The 15,115-nt window shown below is 71.5% G+C and carries 10 protein-coding genes and 1 pseudogene; 6 read left to right on the top strand and 5 right to left on the bottom strand.

Translation table 11 applies throughout. The annotated features are described in order from the left end of the window. The first annotated feature begins 18 nt into the window (after window positions 1–18). On the top strand, window positions 19–969 hold the full coding sequence (locus AB0D14_RS39095; RefSeq protein WP_362788433.1) for a TauD/TfdA family dioxygenase: 951 nt from the start codon (window positions 19–21) through the stop codon (window positions 967–969). 130 nt (window positions 970–1,099) lie between these two features. On the opposite strand, the gene AB0D14_RS39090 is transcribed toward AB0D14_RS39095, so the two are convergent. Then, window positions 1,100–1,744 carry a DUF6629 family protein gene (locus AB0D14_RS39090; protein ID WP_362788430.1) on the bottom strand — a complete coding sequence of 215 codons (645 nt, stop codon included), beginning with the start codon at window positions 1,742–1,744 and terminating at the stop codon, window positions 1,100–1,102. A 241-nt stretch (window positions 1,745–1,985) separates the two neighbouring features. On the opposite strand from AB0D14_RS39090, the gene AB0D14_RS39085 reads away from it, so the two are divergent. Next, a complete protein-coding gene (locus AB0D14_RS39085) occupies window positions 1,986–3,815 on the top strand; it encodes an acyltransferase (protein WP_362788427.1) in 1,830 nt (609 codons plus the stop codon). Here AB0D14_RS39085 and AB0D14_RS39080 read toward each other — a convergent pair. Then, on the bottom strand, window positions 3,716–4,693 hold the full coding sequence (locus tag AB0D14_RS39080) for an endonuclease/exonuclease/phosphatase family protein (RefSeq protein WP_362788425.1): 978 nt from the start codon (window positions 4,691–4,693) through the stop codon (window positions 3,716–3,718). The two genes, AB0D14_RS39085 and AB0D14_RS39080, sit on opposite strands and share 100 nt — an antisense overlap. Before the next feature lie 116 nt (window positions 4,694–4,809). After that, window positions 4,810–6,375 (bottom strand): phospholipid carrier-dependent glycosyltransferase, encoded by a 1,566-nt coding sequence (locus AB0D14_RS39075; protein WP_362788504.1) that lies wholly within the window; start codon window positions 6,373–6,375, stop codon window positions 4,810–4,812. A 427-nt stretch (window positions 6,376–6,802) separates the two neighbouring features. Between AB0D14_RS39075 and AB0D14_RS39070 the strand changes: the two genes are divergently transcribed. Continuing rightward, complete coding sequence (locus tag AB0D14_RS39070; protein ID WP_362788422.1) at window positions 6,803–7,597, top strand: NPP1 family protein; 795 nt, start codon at window positions 6,803–6,805, stop codon at window positions 7,595–7,597. A 7-nt stretch (window positions 7,598–7,604) separates the two neighbouring features. Here AB0D14_RS39070 and AB0D14_RS39065 read toward each other — a convergent pair whose 3' ends face one another. Beyond that, window positions 7,605–8,564 carry an alpha/beta hydrolase gene (locus tag AB0D14_RS39065; protein WP_362788420.1) on the bottom strand — a complete coding sequence of 320 codons (960 nt, stop codon included), beginning with the start codon at window positions 8,562–8,564 and terminating at the stop codon, window positions 7,605–7,607. Window positions 8,565–9,072: 508 nt separating this feature from the next. Here AB0D14_RS39065 and AB0D14_RS39060 point away from each other — a divergent pair. The 3 genes from AB0D14_RS39060 to AB0D14_RS39050 all read left to right on the top strand — a co-directional run bounded on the left by AB0D14_RS39060 (window position 9,073) and on the right by AB0D14_RS39050 (window position 14,940). Then, the gene (locus AB0D14_RS39060) at window positions 9,073–10,980 is read left to right on the top strand and encodes a long-chain fatty acid--CoA ligase (RefSeq protein ID WP_362788417.1); all 1,908 of its coding nucleotides are present in this window, start codon (window positions 9,073–9,075) and stop codon (window positions 10,978–10,980) included. 103 nt (window positions 10,981–11,083) lie between these two features. Beyond that, a complete protein-coding gene (locus tag AB0D14_RS39055; RefSeq protein ID WP_362788414.1) occupies window positions 11,084–11,710 on the top strand; it encodes a hypothetical protein in 627 nt (208 codons plus the stop codon). A gap of 191 nt (window positions 11,711–11,901) precedes the next feature. Continuing rightward, window positions 11,902–14,940: a glycosyl hydrolase gene (locus AB0D14_RS39050; protein WP_362788411.1), complete on the top strand. Its 3,039-nt coding sequence runs from the start codon at window positions 11,902–11,904 to the stop codon at window positions 14,938–14,940. 81 nt (window positions 14,941–15,021) lie between these two features. On the opposite strand, the pseudogene AB0D14_RS39045 reads toward AB0D14_RS39050, so the two are convergent. Next, window positions 15,022–15,115, bottom strand: a pseudogene (locus AB0D14_RS39045) (molybdopterin-dependent oxidoreductase); the annotation flags it as partial.

Raw genomic sequence — 15,115 nt, 5'->3', positions numbered from 1 at the left:
ACGATCGACGGAGCGCGCATGACGACGGACAGGGGCACACGGATCGAGGTCAGGCCGGCCGCAGGCCACATCGGCGCCGAGATCACGGGCGTCGACCTGGCCGGGGACCTGGACGAGGCGGTGGTCGCCGGGATCCGGGCGGCGGTGCTGCGCTGGAAGGTGGTGTTCTTCCGCGAGCAGCACCTGGACCACGCCTCGCACCTCGCGTTCGCCCGGCGGTTCGGCGCACCGGTCGTCCTGGGAAAACGCGGCAGCGCGTCACCTGCGGACGTCCCGGAGATCGAGACGACGGCCGACCGGCTGGAACTCGGCGGACGGTACGGCATGGAGCACGACGAGTGGCTGCGCAGGCGCCGCCACTCGCTGCTGCGCGGCTGGCACTGCGACCACGGCGCCCGCGTCGATCCGCCGGCCGCGACCGTTCTGCGCGCCGAGGCCGTGCCCCCGTACGGCGGCGACACCACCTGGTCGAACCTGGCCGCCGCCTATGCGGGCCTCTCGGCTCCGCTGCGGGACTTCGTCGACGGGCTGCGCGCGGAGCACCGCCTGGGGGTCGGATACCAGGCACGGGCCGGCGAGGACGCGTACGTACGCCATCTGCTGGACCGGCAGACGGCCACCGAGCATCCGCTGGTGCGGGTGCACCCCGAGACGCGTGAGCGCGTGCTGTTCGTCAACGGCTACTACGTCGAGCAGATCCTGGGCCTGACCCGCATGGAGAGCACGCCGCTGCTGGAGATGCTGCTGGACCAGGCGACCCGCCCCGAGTACACCGTGCGGTTCCGCTGGGAGCCCGGGAGCGTGGCCTTCTGGGACAACCGGGCCACCATCCACCTGGCTCCCGGCGACACGGCCCACCTCGACCATCCCCGGATCATGCACCGCGTGATGCTCACGGGCGACGTCCCGGTCGGCGTGGACGGCAGGCCCTCGACCTCGATCGTGGGAAGCGAACCGCAACGCTGGTGAGGAGGGGGCGGGCCGGGGGACCTCCCGAAGCCCGGTCCGCCTTGTGCCGGGGCGTAGCAGTGTCGCGGTCGCGAGATGCCCCGGCTGTGCCGCCTGTGCCATCCAGGCCGCCTGGCCCACCGGAACCGGGTCACGGTCCGGCGGACACGCGGGAGATGTCCGGTGCCACGGACCGCTCGTGCACCCAGCGGTACAGCACCACCGAGCACACCGCCGCGAACGCGCACCACGTCGAGACGAACTCCGCCTGCCACAGCGCCCAGCAGGCCACCGCGCCGACGGCCACCAGGATGCCCAGGACGCGCAGGATCCGGTCGCCGGAGAGCAGGAGCGAGCCGATCGTGGCCAGCAGATAGCCCGCCACGAGTACCTCGGCATGAGGGAGGGAGACGGCGTAACCGACGGTGTGGCCGCGGATCTCGGCCCTCACGGAATGCGTGGCGAGGCGGTAGGAGAGCACCGCCGCGGTGGCGAGCCCGGCGACGAGCGGGATCATCAGCCGCCGCCTGGCACTCGGCGGCGCCACGCACAGCACGCCTGCCGTCACCCACACGGCGAGCAGCGGCAAGGCCATCGCCGCCCAGACCACGGTGGCGGGACCCGTGCCACCGCCGGAGCGCCAGACCAGGGACTCCACGATCTGATGAGCGCCCAGGAGCAGGGGCAGCCCGGCCAGCGGCAGTTCGGCCGCCCTGCGGGTCCGCGCCACGCAGGCCACTCCCACGGCGGCGATACCGCAGCCCGCCACGAGATCGGCCGTCGCATTCCAGCACATCGCGTCACCAGGGGTTCGTGTCAGAGGACGTGTCGGAGGACGTATCCGAGGGTCGTGTCGGGGGTCGTAGCCGGGGTTCGCGTCGGGGGTCGTATCCGGGGTTCGTGTCACGGGATCTGTGCCTGCCGTGATCAAGCTACGACCCGGGCCCCCGGACACCACGGCCGATACGGCCGTTCGGACCCCTGTCTGCATCCGGGAGCATTGCCGCGGCAGTAAGCGCTCTCTATACTCCCGGGCGATGGATTCGGAAACCGCCCTCGATGATTCCTACTTCGACCACTGCCCCTGGGACTTCGACCGTCGCGCCTCCGCCGCGCAACGGAAAGCCCAGGCCGCGCACCAGAAGCGGCTGGCCGGCGGCGGGGCGGGGCTCGGCCCGCGCTGTTACGTCTCCCCCGCCGCCGGAGTCTTCACCGACGTGCTGCTTCTCGGCGAGAACTCGTACATCGCCGGGCACGCCTACGTCACCGGCGAGGTGACCACCGGCTCCGACTGCACCGTCAACCCGTACGCCACCGTGCGGGGACGGATCACGCTGGGGGACGGGGTGCGGATCGGTGCCCACAGCTCGCTGCTCGGCTTCAACCACGGGTTCGCGCCCGACCGCCCCGTGCACCGGCAGCCCCTCACCAGCAGGGGCATCACCGTCGGCGACGACGTGTGGATCGGCTCGAACGTCGTCGTCCTGGACGGGGTGGACATCGGCGACCACTGTGTGGTGGGCGCGGGTGCGGTCGTGACCAAGGATCTGCCGCCCTGGTCGGTCGCCGCCGGCAATCCGGCCCGTCGGCTGCGGGACCGGCGTGACCCCGGCCCCGCCCGGCGCGGGGCGGCGGACGGCGGGCCCGGGGGCGTCGGGGGCCTTGGGGACGCGGTCGCCCGGTTCGCCGACCGGGCCCGGGCACAGGCCGTGGACCTCCTCGCGCGTGCCTGGGACGCCAACGCGGGCCGGTACCGCGATCGGCCCGGCGCGTCGACGACCGTCCGCGCCCACTGTGACGCCGTGGAGATCGCCGACCTGCTCCTGGGCTCGCCTCCGCCGCAGCTGACCGCCACCGAGCACGCCGAGCGGCTGCGCTCCCTGCAGGAGCCCGTCGGCGGGCTGGTGCCCGAACTCGCCCCCGACGGCGGCCCGGGCACGCTGCCCGCTCCCGCGTCGGACGGCTGGATCGACGACGGCGCCGCCGAATACCACGTGCTGTCCGTGGGCTACGCGCTGGACCTGCTGGGCTCGCGCTTCGCCCACCCGGTCCACACCGTGGAGCACATGACGGCGGACCAGCTGGTCGCACGTCTGGAGTCGCTTCCGTGGCGGACCCGGGCCTGGTCGGCCGGCGCGTGGGTGGACTGCTGGGCGACCGGCGCGCACCTCAACCTCGGCCTGGGCGCCGCGGCAGGCGCCCCGGGCACTCTGGAGGCGCTGTTCGGCTGGCTCGGCACGCGGGTGGATCCCTGGACCGGCATGTGGGGGCAGGTTGCCTCGCCCACCGAAGGGCGACTGCAACTCGTCAACGGCTACTACCGGCTCACGCGCGGCTCGTTCGCCCAGTTCGGGCTGCGTCCTCCGTACGCGGAACGGGTGAGGGACACCGTGCTCGACCACGGACGTGATCCGCGCTGGTTCGCCGCGGGCCGCCAGAACGCGTGCAACGTGCTGGACGTGGCACACCCGCTGTGGCTCACCGGCCGGCAGACCGGCCACCGGGCCGCCGAGGCGGGGGCGTGGGCCGCGGAACAGCTGACACACGCGCTGGGCGAGTGGCGGGACGGAACCGGATTCGGCTTCGGCCCGCCGGGCGAGGGAGGTGCGGGCCCCGGCCGTGAACCGGGCCTCCAGGGCACCGAGATGTGGCTGGCCATCATCTGGCTGTTGGCCGATCTGGTGGGAGTGGCGGACCGCCTGGGGTACCGGCCGCGTGGCGTCCACCGCCCCGAGGCCGCTCGCTCACCCGCGCCGGGGCTGCCTCCTCACCCGGTTGCTTCTCGTCCGGCCCCTTCCTGTTCGGTCCCTTCTTCGGTCGCTTCTTCGGCCCCGTCTCGTTCGGCCCCTGTCGACAACTCGCTGTAGTAGAAGCTGTGGTCGGAGTGCACGGTCCGGCGCACACCGGTGCCGAGCCAGCGTCCGGAGCTCCGCGTGCCCCAGGCGAACAGATAGTCGATCTTGCGACCGTCGTCGTAGGTCGGCCGGGTGTACGGCGGTCCGGTCTCACGAGGGCCGTTCGCCTCGCTGCCGTTGCCGCCGTACAGGATGTCCAGCTCTCGCGCGTCGGGCGGCGCGTTCAGGTCGCCCGCCAGGACGACCGGGCCGTCGGCGCCGAGCTTGTGGGTGCCGTCCGGTTTCCAGTCGTCGTGGATGAACTCGGTCTGCGCCTGCCGTTCCCTGTCCTTCGCGCCGCCGACACTCAGATGCGTGCTGCACCCCGTGACGGGTGGGCCCGATCGGTCCGGATCTCCCGGAGCACGCACGACGGCACAGATGACGGCCCGCTCACCACCTCTGCCGTCCAGGTTGGGCAGCAGTGCCGGTGGCAGGATCTTCACAGCAGAGTGGAACAGGATGCTGTTCCCGTACGGCTGGCCGTCGGCACAGTTCGTACCCGTGTCGACGAAGGCGCTGCGCATGCCCAACTCCCGTGCGAACCGCTCCCCTTGGGTCTTGCAGACTTCCTGGAGCCCGATGAAGAGCCACCGGTCGGGGTCGCCGAGGGTGACGTCCTTGATGGCCTCGGCCTCGTCCCTGATCCAGTCGCCGGCGTCGCCCCGGTGGCCGATGTTTCCGTAGATGTTGAACGTGCCGACGTAATGGCCCGGGGAAGCGTTCGGTACAGCGGCCGGCTCGGGCGCGGCGGCACCGCTTCTCGCCGGGAGTGCCACCAGTAGGCACAGGAGGGCCGTCACGCTCGCCCTGGCCGCGCCGCGTCTCCTCGTACGACGACGCGTTGTCATGAATTCGACGATACCCATGCGGGCCCCGAACCAGTCGGGCCGAAGTGCCGAATGTGACGCACTCGTTCGTCCGTGGCAGCCGTGAACCGTTCTTCCGTCCGGCATCAGCACCGGCCTCAGCGGCGCCGGCAGACCGTGATCGAGTGGCCGACCTCGTCGATCGGTGTGCTGGTGGCGAGCAGTGCCGCCAGCCGTCCGTCGGCCTTCGCCGCCGAGGAGTCGGACACCACCAGCAGTCCGTGCACCTCGCCGAGGGGGGCCTTGAGCGGATCGGACGCGTCGATGCCGTAGTAGGCGGGCACGCCCGCGCCCTTGTAGACGAGCCAGACCCGCTCACCGGGGTGGTGGCGACGGAGGTGATCCGCGAGGCGGCCCAGGTCCTGGCCCCAGTCGACGTTCGAGTCATGCAGCCGCAGATGGGTCTTCGAGGGGCCGCCGAAGGCCTCGTTGGAGTACGGCAGGTAGTACGGGTACGTGCGCAGCGAGCTGACCGCCACGAAGCAGACCAGCGCCGCGGTCGCCCAGAGGGCCGGGCGGCGGCGGAAGAGTGTCACTCCCGCGGCGACCACGGCCAGGAACATCGGCATGAACACGGCGTACCGCACGCCGAGATCCCGGGCGCCGTTCATGGAGATGGCCAGCAGCACGGCCGGGGGGACGAGCACGTACGGAGCGGCGGGGCGCAGCCGACGTACGGTCAGGATCGCGACGGCACCCGCGATCCACAGCGCGAGCATGCCGAGCGGTGTCTTCACCAGGAGCGCGGCCGGCAGGTAGTACCAGAGCGAGCCCTCGTACAGCCGCCCGAAGAGGAAGCCCTGCCAGATGTCGTACTCGAAGCCGAACTGGATGCGCATGCCGTCCCGGTAGGCCTCGGGGAACGGCAGCCATGCCGCGACCCGGCCGCGCATGCCGCGGATGTCCGGCACGTTCTCGGGCACCGTCCAGCGCAGCCGGGGGTCGACGACGAGGTAGGTGGCCCACACGACGGCGACCGCGACCAGCGCCATACCGACGGCGGCTGCCGCTCCGTGGGCGAGGAGCCTCACGCGGGCGCGGACATCGGATCCCGGGGCCCGGCGTGCGTGCCAGAACGACAGGACGCCGAGCAGCATCAGCACCGGGATCACCGGCAGCACGCTCATCTTGGTGGCCGCGGCCGCGCCCAGGGCCACACCGGCGAGCGGGAGGCAGAGGTGCGGCCGCCGCCGCGCCCGCCACAGCAGCCATACGGAGGTGAGCAGGAACCCGGCCGCGGGCACGTCGAGCGTGGCCAGCGAGCCGTTCGCGATGACGTCCGGGGAGAACGCGTACAGGGCGAGTGCCGCGAGCCCGCCGACCGGGCCGGTGAGGTCGCGGGCGAACGCGAGGACGACCAGCCCGAACAGCAGCGTCAGGACGATCACCGGGAGCCGTGCGTACAGCATCAGGTGTCCGGGGTCGTTGCCCGACTCGTACAGCACATGCCGTCCGAGTGCCATCTGGCTGCCGGCGAAGGCGGAGTCGAGGCGCGCGTCGGTGAACACCAGACCGGACGCGATGATCAGCTTGCCCAGGGGCGGGTGTTCGGGGTTGTAACGGAGGCTTCGTTCCTTGAGGTACACCTCGGCCGTGGCCACGTACACGGGCTCGTCGATGGTGGGGGTCTGGCCGACGGCGGTGGTGACCATCGCGACCGCCATCTCGGCGAGGAGCGCGACGACGGCCAGCGCGTACAGCCATCGCCGGTGCCGCTCATACCGAACACCCCGAACTCCACGGAAACCACGGATGCCCCGGAACCCCCGGAAGCCCCGGAAGCCCCGGACATGCCACAGCAACCCGCCGGTCCGGCCCGGTCGTTCGGCCGCGTCCGTCGGTTCGGGCAGGCGGGGGGCGGTGTGCTCGTCACCCTCGGCCGGGGTGGCCCGCGGCGTGCTCATGCGGCACAGCTTTCCATCAACCCCCCTCGTCCATGACGTTCTTGGGCCGGTTGAGCCACAAGTATTCAGCGCTCCGTAACCGTTGTGACCACTGTGGCCTCTTGGCACGCGAGTGAAAGTCCGGGACTCTGAACTGCTCATGTCATACAGGGCGCTGGCCCGCACAGGGCCGATGAGGAGGACGCTTGTGAACGGCAGACCGGCATCGAAGCTCTTCGGATCCCGGCGGTTGCGCCGGAGGTCGCTCGGCGTTCTCGCCGGCGCCGCCGCTTTGGTCCTCGCTTTCCCCGCCACCGCTCTGGCGGCCCCGCCCGGCGCCCTGCCCGCCAACGCGGAGGGGCTGGACCAGACGTTCCAGCCCGCCTACGACTACGACACGGACGGCTGTTACGCCACGCCCGCCATCGGCACCGACGGGACCGTCAACGGCGGGCTCAACCCGAGCGGCGCCCTCAACGGCCAGTGCCGTGACGCGTCGGACCTGGACAACACCAACGGCTACTCGCGCTCCAAGTGCAACAACGGCTGGTGCGCGATCGTCTACGCCTCCTACTTCGAGAAGGACCAGGCCGTGGCCGGCAGCGGCCTGGGCGGGCACCGGCACGACTGGGAGCACGTCGTGGTCTGGGTGCAGAACAACGAGGCCCAGTACGTCTCGACGTCCAACCACGGCTCGTTCACGGTCCGGAACCGTTCGGCGATCCGCTGGGACGGGACGCACCCCAAGGTCGTGTACCACAAGGACGGGATCAGCACGCACTGCTTCCGCGCCGCGACCTCGGGCGACGAGCCGCCGGAGAACCACAAGGGGACCTGGCAGTACCCCTCGCTGGTCGGCTGGAACGGCTATCCCGCCGGGGTGCGCGACACGCTTACCTCGTACAACTTCGGCAGTGCGACGCTCGGCATCAAGGACAGCACGTTCACCTCACATCTCTCGTCCGCCAAGCCGTCGGGGATCGCGTTCGACCCGAACGCCTGACCGCGCGTCATACCTGCGGGCCCGATACCTGCGAGCCCGATACCTGCGGACCCGCTCGACCGCCCGGGGGCGGCGACGTCCCGGCCCTGCCGGGAGCGTCGCCGTCCGGGCGGTCCGGGCGGTCCGGGCGGTCCGGGCGGTCCGGGCGGTCCGGGCGGTCCGGCAGGACCTCGGCGGCGAAGGCGGCGACGTCCTGGACGAGCCGTTCGGGCTCCTCCCAGTACAGCGCGTGGCCGGCGCCCTCGTAGACGACGAGCCTCGCATCGAAGACCGTGTCGAGGATCCGCTGCTGGTCGGCGCGCGGCAGGATGCTGTCGGCGTCACCCCAGAGCACGAGCGTGGGGACGAGGATTCCCCTCAGCGTGGCCGCGAGGTCCGTCTCCAGCAGGCCGCGCATGGTCTCCCGCCAGACCCGTGCGGGCACTTTGAGGTTCTCCTCGGCGATCGTCGCGAGGAGCCCGCGTCCCAGCGGCCGGGCCGTGAGGCCGCCGAGCAGCTCTTCGACGAAGGCGCGCGGCACGGGGTCGCCGAGGTTCTGGACCTTCTTCCCCAGGGCCGTCGCGACGGGCTTGTCGGCGAGGGTGGCCGGGACACCCGCCAGGACGAGCCCCGCCACCCGGTCGGGGTGGCTGCCCGCGACCAGCCGCGCGGCCACACCGCCGCTCGACGCACCGACCAGGACCGCCCGGCGGATGCCCACGGCGTCGAGGAATTCCACGAGGTCGTCGGCGAAGTCCGACGGGCCGTAGCCGTCCGGGGGCCGTTCGGCGTCGCCGTGGCCTCGTTGGGTGGGGGCGTACCCGTGCAGTGCGGCGGGGAGCTGTCTGAGTATCGGCTCGAACATCCACCAGGAGTCCCCGAGGCCGTGCACGAAGACGACGGGAACGCCCTCCGGACCACCCGCCTCCGCGTACGGAAGGACGAGCCCGCTCCTCAGCCGGGCGGCCTTCACCACGATCGTGCTCACGGCGGCGCTCCTGACGTCGGTCGGCCCCCTCGTACCCCTTCGCGCCTCTCCGTACCCCCGGTACCACTCGCACGCAGGCCGCTGGGCGGCACGACGATCTCCTTCATCGTAATGAGAGGCATGACGACCCGCCCGTCCAGCCGGCGGCCTCGGCTGGTGCCCCGCGTCAGTTCTTCAGGTGCACCGATCGCCGAGATTCCACGCATGTGACCGTCGTTCATGTTCGTGAATCTCAGCAGCGCCTCGGCAGCGGCAGTTTCAAGTCGAACTCCTGGGGCCGACGTCGGCCACTGCGCGGGAGGAGGACCGGCCGTCGACCTCCGCCGGCGCCTCCCGGAACCGATTCCTGCTCCACGGACCGAAGTCGCCCGGTGGCGCTCCGAAAGACGATCAGGTCAGGTCGATCGTCTTTTCGTGACCCAACTCCCGCCCACGTGGGCTAGATTTCGAACGCCCTCGCTTCCGGACTCCATCGGAGGGGCGCTCTGAGGACGATCTGGAGCGGCACATGCACCCCTTGGAAGTAGCCAGACCGGCCCCGCCCATGCTGAAGGGAGGGCTCGCCGACAGTCTGTTCGAGACAGCTGAACGCGACCCCCTGCTGCCACAGCTGGCCCGCCGTTCCGACACCTCTCCCCCAGTCTGGTCGCAGGTGACCGCGATCGAGCTGCGGGACGAGGTGGTGGACGTCGCACGGGGCTTCATCGCGGCCGGGATCTTCCCGGGCCACCGCGTGGGCGTCATGGCACGCACCCGCTACGAGTGGACCGTACTCAGCTACGCCCTGTGGACGGTGGGCGCCGAGATCGTTCCGATCTTCCCGACCTCGTCGCACGAACAGGTCGGGTGGATCCTCCAGGACGCGGGCTGCGTCGCGGTGGTGGTGGAGGACGAGCAGGGCATCATGACGGTCGGCTCGGTGTGCGCCTCGCTGCCGGCCCTGCGGCACGTCTGGCAACTGGACGCCGGGGCCCTGACGGACCTGACGGAGTCCGGCCTGTCGGTACCGGTCACCACGGTCGAGTCCATGCGGCGGATCGTGCTGCCCGACTCCACCGCGGTCATCGCCTACACCTCGGGCACGACGGGCCACCCCAAGGGCTGCGCCCTGAGTCACAGCAGCCTGGCGAGTTCCTGCGACACACTGCTGGCCGGGTGGAGACACACCGCCGCGCCCCCCGGGCAGCAGCCCGCCGTGCTGGCCTTCCTGCCCTTCTCCCACGCCTACGGCCTCATGGTCCAGAGCCTGTGCCTGCGCGGCGGGATACTCATGGGCCACGAACCCGATCTGCGCGCGGAGACACTGGCCGACTCCCTGCTGTCCTTCCGGCCCACCTACCTCTACGCCGTCCCGTTCGTCTTCGAGAAGCTCTACAAGAATTTCCTCCGCAAGGCCGAGGAGGCGGGACGCGGCGCCCTGTTCGAGCGCGCCGTCCGCACCGCGCAGGACTTCGCCGCGGCCACCGAGCGGCAACGGCTCGGATCCGGCCCGGGGCCCGGCCTCGATCTGCGGCTGCAACACGCCGTCTACGACAAGACGGTGTACCGCAAGCTCCGCGCGGCACTGGGCGGAAGAGTGCGCGGCGCGGTCTCGGGCGGCTCGCCCCTGAACCGTGAACTGGCCCTGTTCTACTCGGGAATCGGGATCTTCGTCCACGACGGATACGGGCTCACGGAGACGAGCGGCGGCATCACGGCCCAGCCCGTCGGCCGGGAGAAACTGGGCACCGTGGGACGGCCCCTGCCCGACACGGAGATCCAGGTGGCCGACGACGGGGAGATCTTCGTCCGTGGACCCTCGGTGTTCCAGGGCTATGTCAACGACGACGAGGCCAACTGGGCCGCGTTCCACGACGGCTGGCTGGCCACCGGCGACATCGGCCGGTTCGACGACGAGGGCTATCTGAGCATCACCGGCCGCAAGAAGGACATCGTCATCACGAGCGACGGCAAGAGTGTCGCTCCCGCGGCTCTCGAAGAACGCCTGCGGGTCCATCCGCTCATCCACCAGGCGGTGATCGTGGGTGACAACCGGCCCTGCGTGGGGGCCCTGATCACCCTCGATCCCGAATTCCTCACGCACTGGCGCTCGGTCCGCACCTTCCCCGGCGAGGGCCACGACCGCGAGCTGCGCGAGGAGAACGCCTTACGGGAGGAGATCATCCGCGCTGTCGGCACGGCCAACTCCACCGTGTCGCGCTCGGAGTCCATCCGCGTGTACCGGGTACTGCCCGAGCCGTTCGACCTGGCCAACGGGCTGCTCACCCCGTCGATGAAACTGCGCAGGGACGCCATCGCGCACCGGTACGCCGCCGAGATCGAAGCCATGTACCAGTCGTCCCCACGCGCACCCCGCAGCCTCCCACCCGCCGCCGACCCCTACAGCTGGGACGACACGGACAACGTCTTCCGCTGAGCGGCCCGGTCACCTGGGCGGCCCGGTCACCGTCCGGCCGGGCCGACCGTGGTCCCATCAACCGTTCACGCACGACCTGTCGTGGTGAGGGCGGGAGAGACACATGCGACGAGTACCCGGTGCCCGATGGCCGGCCTGGGCCGGGACGGCGGCCCTGCTGATGGTCACCGCGGCCTGCGGAAGCACGGAAACCGGAGCCGGTGGCGGGGGCTCCGGCAGCGGCTCCCCCGACTCCCCCGGTTCCTCCCACGCCTCCCCGTCCGTCACCTCCGGTCGCTCGCCGTCACACGCTCGCTTCGTCGAGGAGGTCGAGTGGGCCGGCGGCGGCCGCGTGGGGATGTACTACGCCGCCGGGCGTGGACTCATGGAGCAGCACCAGGACACCGCGGACGGGCCGTGGACCGAGCCCCACCTGGTGTACGCGACCGAGGGCGACCCGTGCCAGAGCATCACGCTCAAGGCGTTCCGCGGCACGGTCACGGCCATCGCGAACTGGGGTGTGTACTGCTCGGACGGCGAACCGCCGGCGGAGTCGATCGCCGCGGTCGGCACCCGGAATCTGTCGACGTGGGACACCAAGGCCACCAAGGACTTCGACGGCTGGGAGAAGGCCGGGGCGGTGGACGGAACCGAGGACCTGCTGTTCACCAACTCGTCCTCCGAGTGGCTCACCCGGCTGCGCTGGAGCCCGACGGGCGGCTTCGGCGAAGTGGAGAGCATCCGCCGTTGATCAGCCCGGCCGATGCCCGACGGCCCGGCCCCGCAAGAAGCCCGGCAGGGAGACCCCAGGAATTTGCGTCGTGCACGCTCCTTGACGCCCGTTGATCAAACGACTTACTTTCGCAGCGATTAAAACGATTCAATCCCCTGGGCCCCTCAAGGGGTCCTCTTTGTGCTGCCCTCCAAGAGTGGACAGGAACCATGAACGACCACACCGCAGTTCACCGGACGGGCGTCCCGCGCCGAACCGTGCTCGCCGCCGCGGCCACTGCGGCCGCCGCCGGCGCCGTCGAGTGGGCGGCCCCCGGCCGCGCTTCGGCCGCCACCGCGCGTGCCACCGCGGGCTCCACCGGCGCCTCCCTGTCCTTCGCCGAGCCGGGCCGGGCGGTCCGCCCGAAGTTCCGCTGGTGGTGGCCCGACGGCCTGGTACGGCCCGACGAGATCAGACGGGAGATCGACCAGATCGCCGACGCGGGCTTCGGCGGCGCCGAGATAGCCGCCGTCCACCACAGCGTCACCGACACCTCGGAGCTGGACACGGCCCGCCACGGCTGGGGAACCGCCGCCTGGGTGACGGGAGTCGAGGCCGCGCTGAGCCAGGCCGCACGACGCGGTCTCACCGTCGACCTCACCGTCGGCCCCAGCTGGCCGGCCGCCGTACCCGGTATCACCCCCGACAGCGAGGCCGCCGTCAAGGAGCTCGCCCACGGAGCCGTCACGGTGGCCCCCGGCGCCGCCTACAACGGCCCCGTCCCGGCGCCCGTTCACGAGGCGGCGTCCGGCGTGAGCAAGCAGCGGCTCCTCCTGGTGCAGGCAGCGCGCGTGAACACCGTGAACTCCACCCGCAAGGAGACCGGCCTCGACCTGGACTCGGTCCGCGACCTCACCTCGGCCGTCACCGACGACACCCTGAACTGGGCCGCGCCCGACGACGGCACCTGGGTCGTGATCGCGTACTGGGTGCGCGGCTCGGGCCAGACCCCGGAAGCAGGACCGCACACCGACCCGCCGGCCTACGTCGTCGACCACTTCAGCGCGGCCGGCACGCGCGCGGTGACCGACTTCTGGGAGAAGCACATCCTCACGAAGTCCGTCCGGCGGCTCCTGAAGGTGTCCGGCGGCGCGCTCTTCGAGGACTCCATCGAGCTGGAGACCGACGGACTGCAGTGGACGCCGGGCCTGCCCGACGCGTTCCGCGAACACACCGGCCGCTCCCTGCTGCCGCTGCTGCCCGCCCTGGTCCTCGACAACAGCAACCAGGTCTACGCCTTCGATGCAGCCGTCACCCGCCAGATCCGCCACGACTTCTGGGAGACGGTCTCCACCCTCTTCAACAGGCATCACGTCTCGGCGCTGCGCACCTGGGCCCGTTCGCTCGGACTCCAACTGCGTTCCCAGCCCTACGGGTTGCAGACCGACGCCATCGCCTCGGCCGCGATCCTCGACATCGCCGAGGGCGAGTCGCTGGGCTTCAAGAACCTCGACGACTACCGGTGCCTGGCCGGTGGCCGTGACATGGCCGGGCACACAGTGCTCTCGTGCGAGGCCGGCGCCTACGCGGGCAGCGCGTACAGCACCACGTGGCAGCGGTTCCTGCGCACCATGGGCGGCGCCTACGCCGCCGGGGTCAACCAGACGGTCGTCCACGGCTTCTCCTACGCCGAGTTCCCGGGGGTCCACTGGCCCGGATACGCGGCCTTCACTCCGTACAAGGGCGTGGCGGGCTACGGCGAGTCCTGGGGCCCCAGGCATCCCACCTGGAAGCACGTCTCCGACGTCTCCGGCTACCTCGGCCGTGTCCACCAGGTGCTGCAGACCGGCCGGGCCCAGGCGGATGTGGCGGTGTTCCGGCAGACCGGCTACACGGCCACCGGCATCGGCGCCTCCTGGTTCACCGCCACGGGCATCACACTCGGCTGGACCCACCAGTTCCTCAGCGGTCCACTCCTCGACCTGCCCTCCGCCACGGTGCGCCGGGGACGGCTCGCGCCCGAAGGCCCCGCCTACAAGGCCCTGTTCGTCGAGGGCGACTTCTTCTACGGCTCCACGGTGACCCTCGCGCTGAAGGACGCGCGGGCCCTGCTGCGGCTCACCCGCGCCGGGCTGCCGATCGTCCTGCTCGGCGCCTGGGACGCGGTGGTGCCGCCCGGCGTCCCGGACAGCGGGGAGACCGAGGAACTGCTGTCCGTGGTCAAGGAGTTGCTGGCGCAGCCGTTGGTCCGCCGGGTCGCCGACAAGACCGCGGTGGGTGACGCGCTCACCGGACTCGGAGTGCGGCCCGACGTCGGCTACTCGACCGCCTCGACCCTCCTCAACGCCCACCGGGTGGCCGACGGCGTCGACTACTACTACCTGTGCAACGGCAAGCACGCCGAGACCGTCAAGCCGCCGGTCGCCGCCATCGATCACGAGGTCACCCTGCGCCGCACCACGGCCAAGGGTGTGCCGTACCTGCTGGACCCCTGGACCGGGAGGGCCGAGCGTGTCGCCCGCTACACCGAGGACGGCGGCGACGGCGACAACGGTGGCGGCTCGGTCACGGTGCGGGTCACCCTCCAGCCCGCGGAGACCCTCGTCGTGGCGATCGGCCGGCCGGGCCTCTTCGGCGACCGGAACGGCACGCGCCCGTACGCCGTCGACAGCGAGGCCGACGAGGTGCGGTTCACGGACGCCGGTCTCTCCGTCCGCTCCGCGGCCACGGGAACGTACCGGACCGTGCTCTCGAAGGGGCGCGCCGTCAGCACCTCGCTCAAGGACATCCCGGAGCCGACCGAACTGACGTCGTGGCGGCTGCACGTACAGGACTGGCGGCCCGGCGCGTCGGCCACCCGGACAGCCGTCGTCGAGCACGATCTGACGCTGGACGCGCTGGTGCCCTGGTCGCAGGTCCCGGAACTCGCCGATGTCTCGGGCATCGGCCGCTACCGCACCACGGTCACCCTCGGCCGCGGTTGGACCGGTGGCCACGGCGCACATCTGGAACTGGGCACGGTCACCGACACCTGCCGGGTCACGGTCAACGGCCACCGGCTCGACCCGGTCGACCAGATCCATCCGGTGGTCGATCTGGGCGGCCTGCTCAGGCGCGGTGCGAACGTCGTCGAGGTCGAGGTGGCCACTCCGCTCGCCAACCGGCTGCGGGTCAGCGACCCCGGGGTGTACGGCGGCCTGACCCGGGGGGCGTACGGGCTGCTGGGGCCGGTCCGGCTGGTTCCCTACGGGGAGGCCCGGATCGCCTGATCCGGACACCGCCGACCGACCCTGCGTGCGGCGGCCGGTCCTGTGTGCGGCGTCCGGCGTGCGGTCCTGTGTGCGGCGCGGCGCCCGGCCCTCCCAGTTGAGGAAGGTGCCCGCCTTCTCGGCGACCGCGGCGACGGGCAGTACGACGTCCGCGTGCTCGGTGACCTCGCTGGGA

It is taken from the genome of Streptomyces sp. NPDC048484 (assembly GCF_040651415.1).
GTDB lineage: Bacteria > Actinomycetota > Actinomycetes > Streptomycetales > Streptomycetaceae > Streptomyces.
Note: the sequence above shows the minus strand (reverse complement) of the source record. Positions and strands in the feature narration are given on the sequence as shown.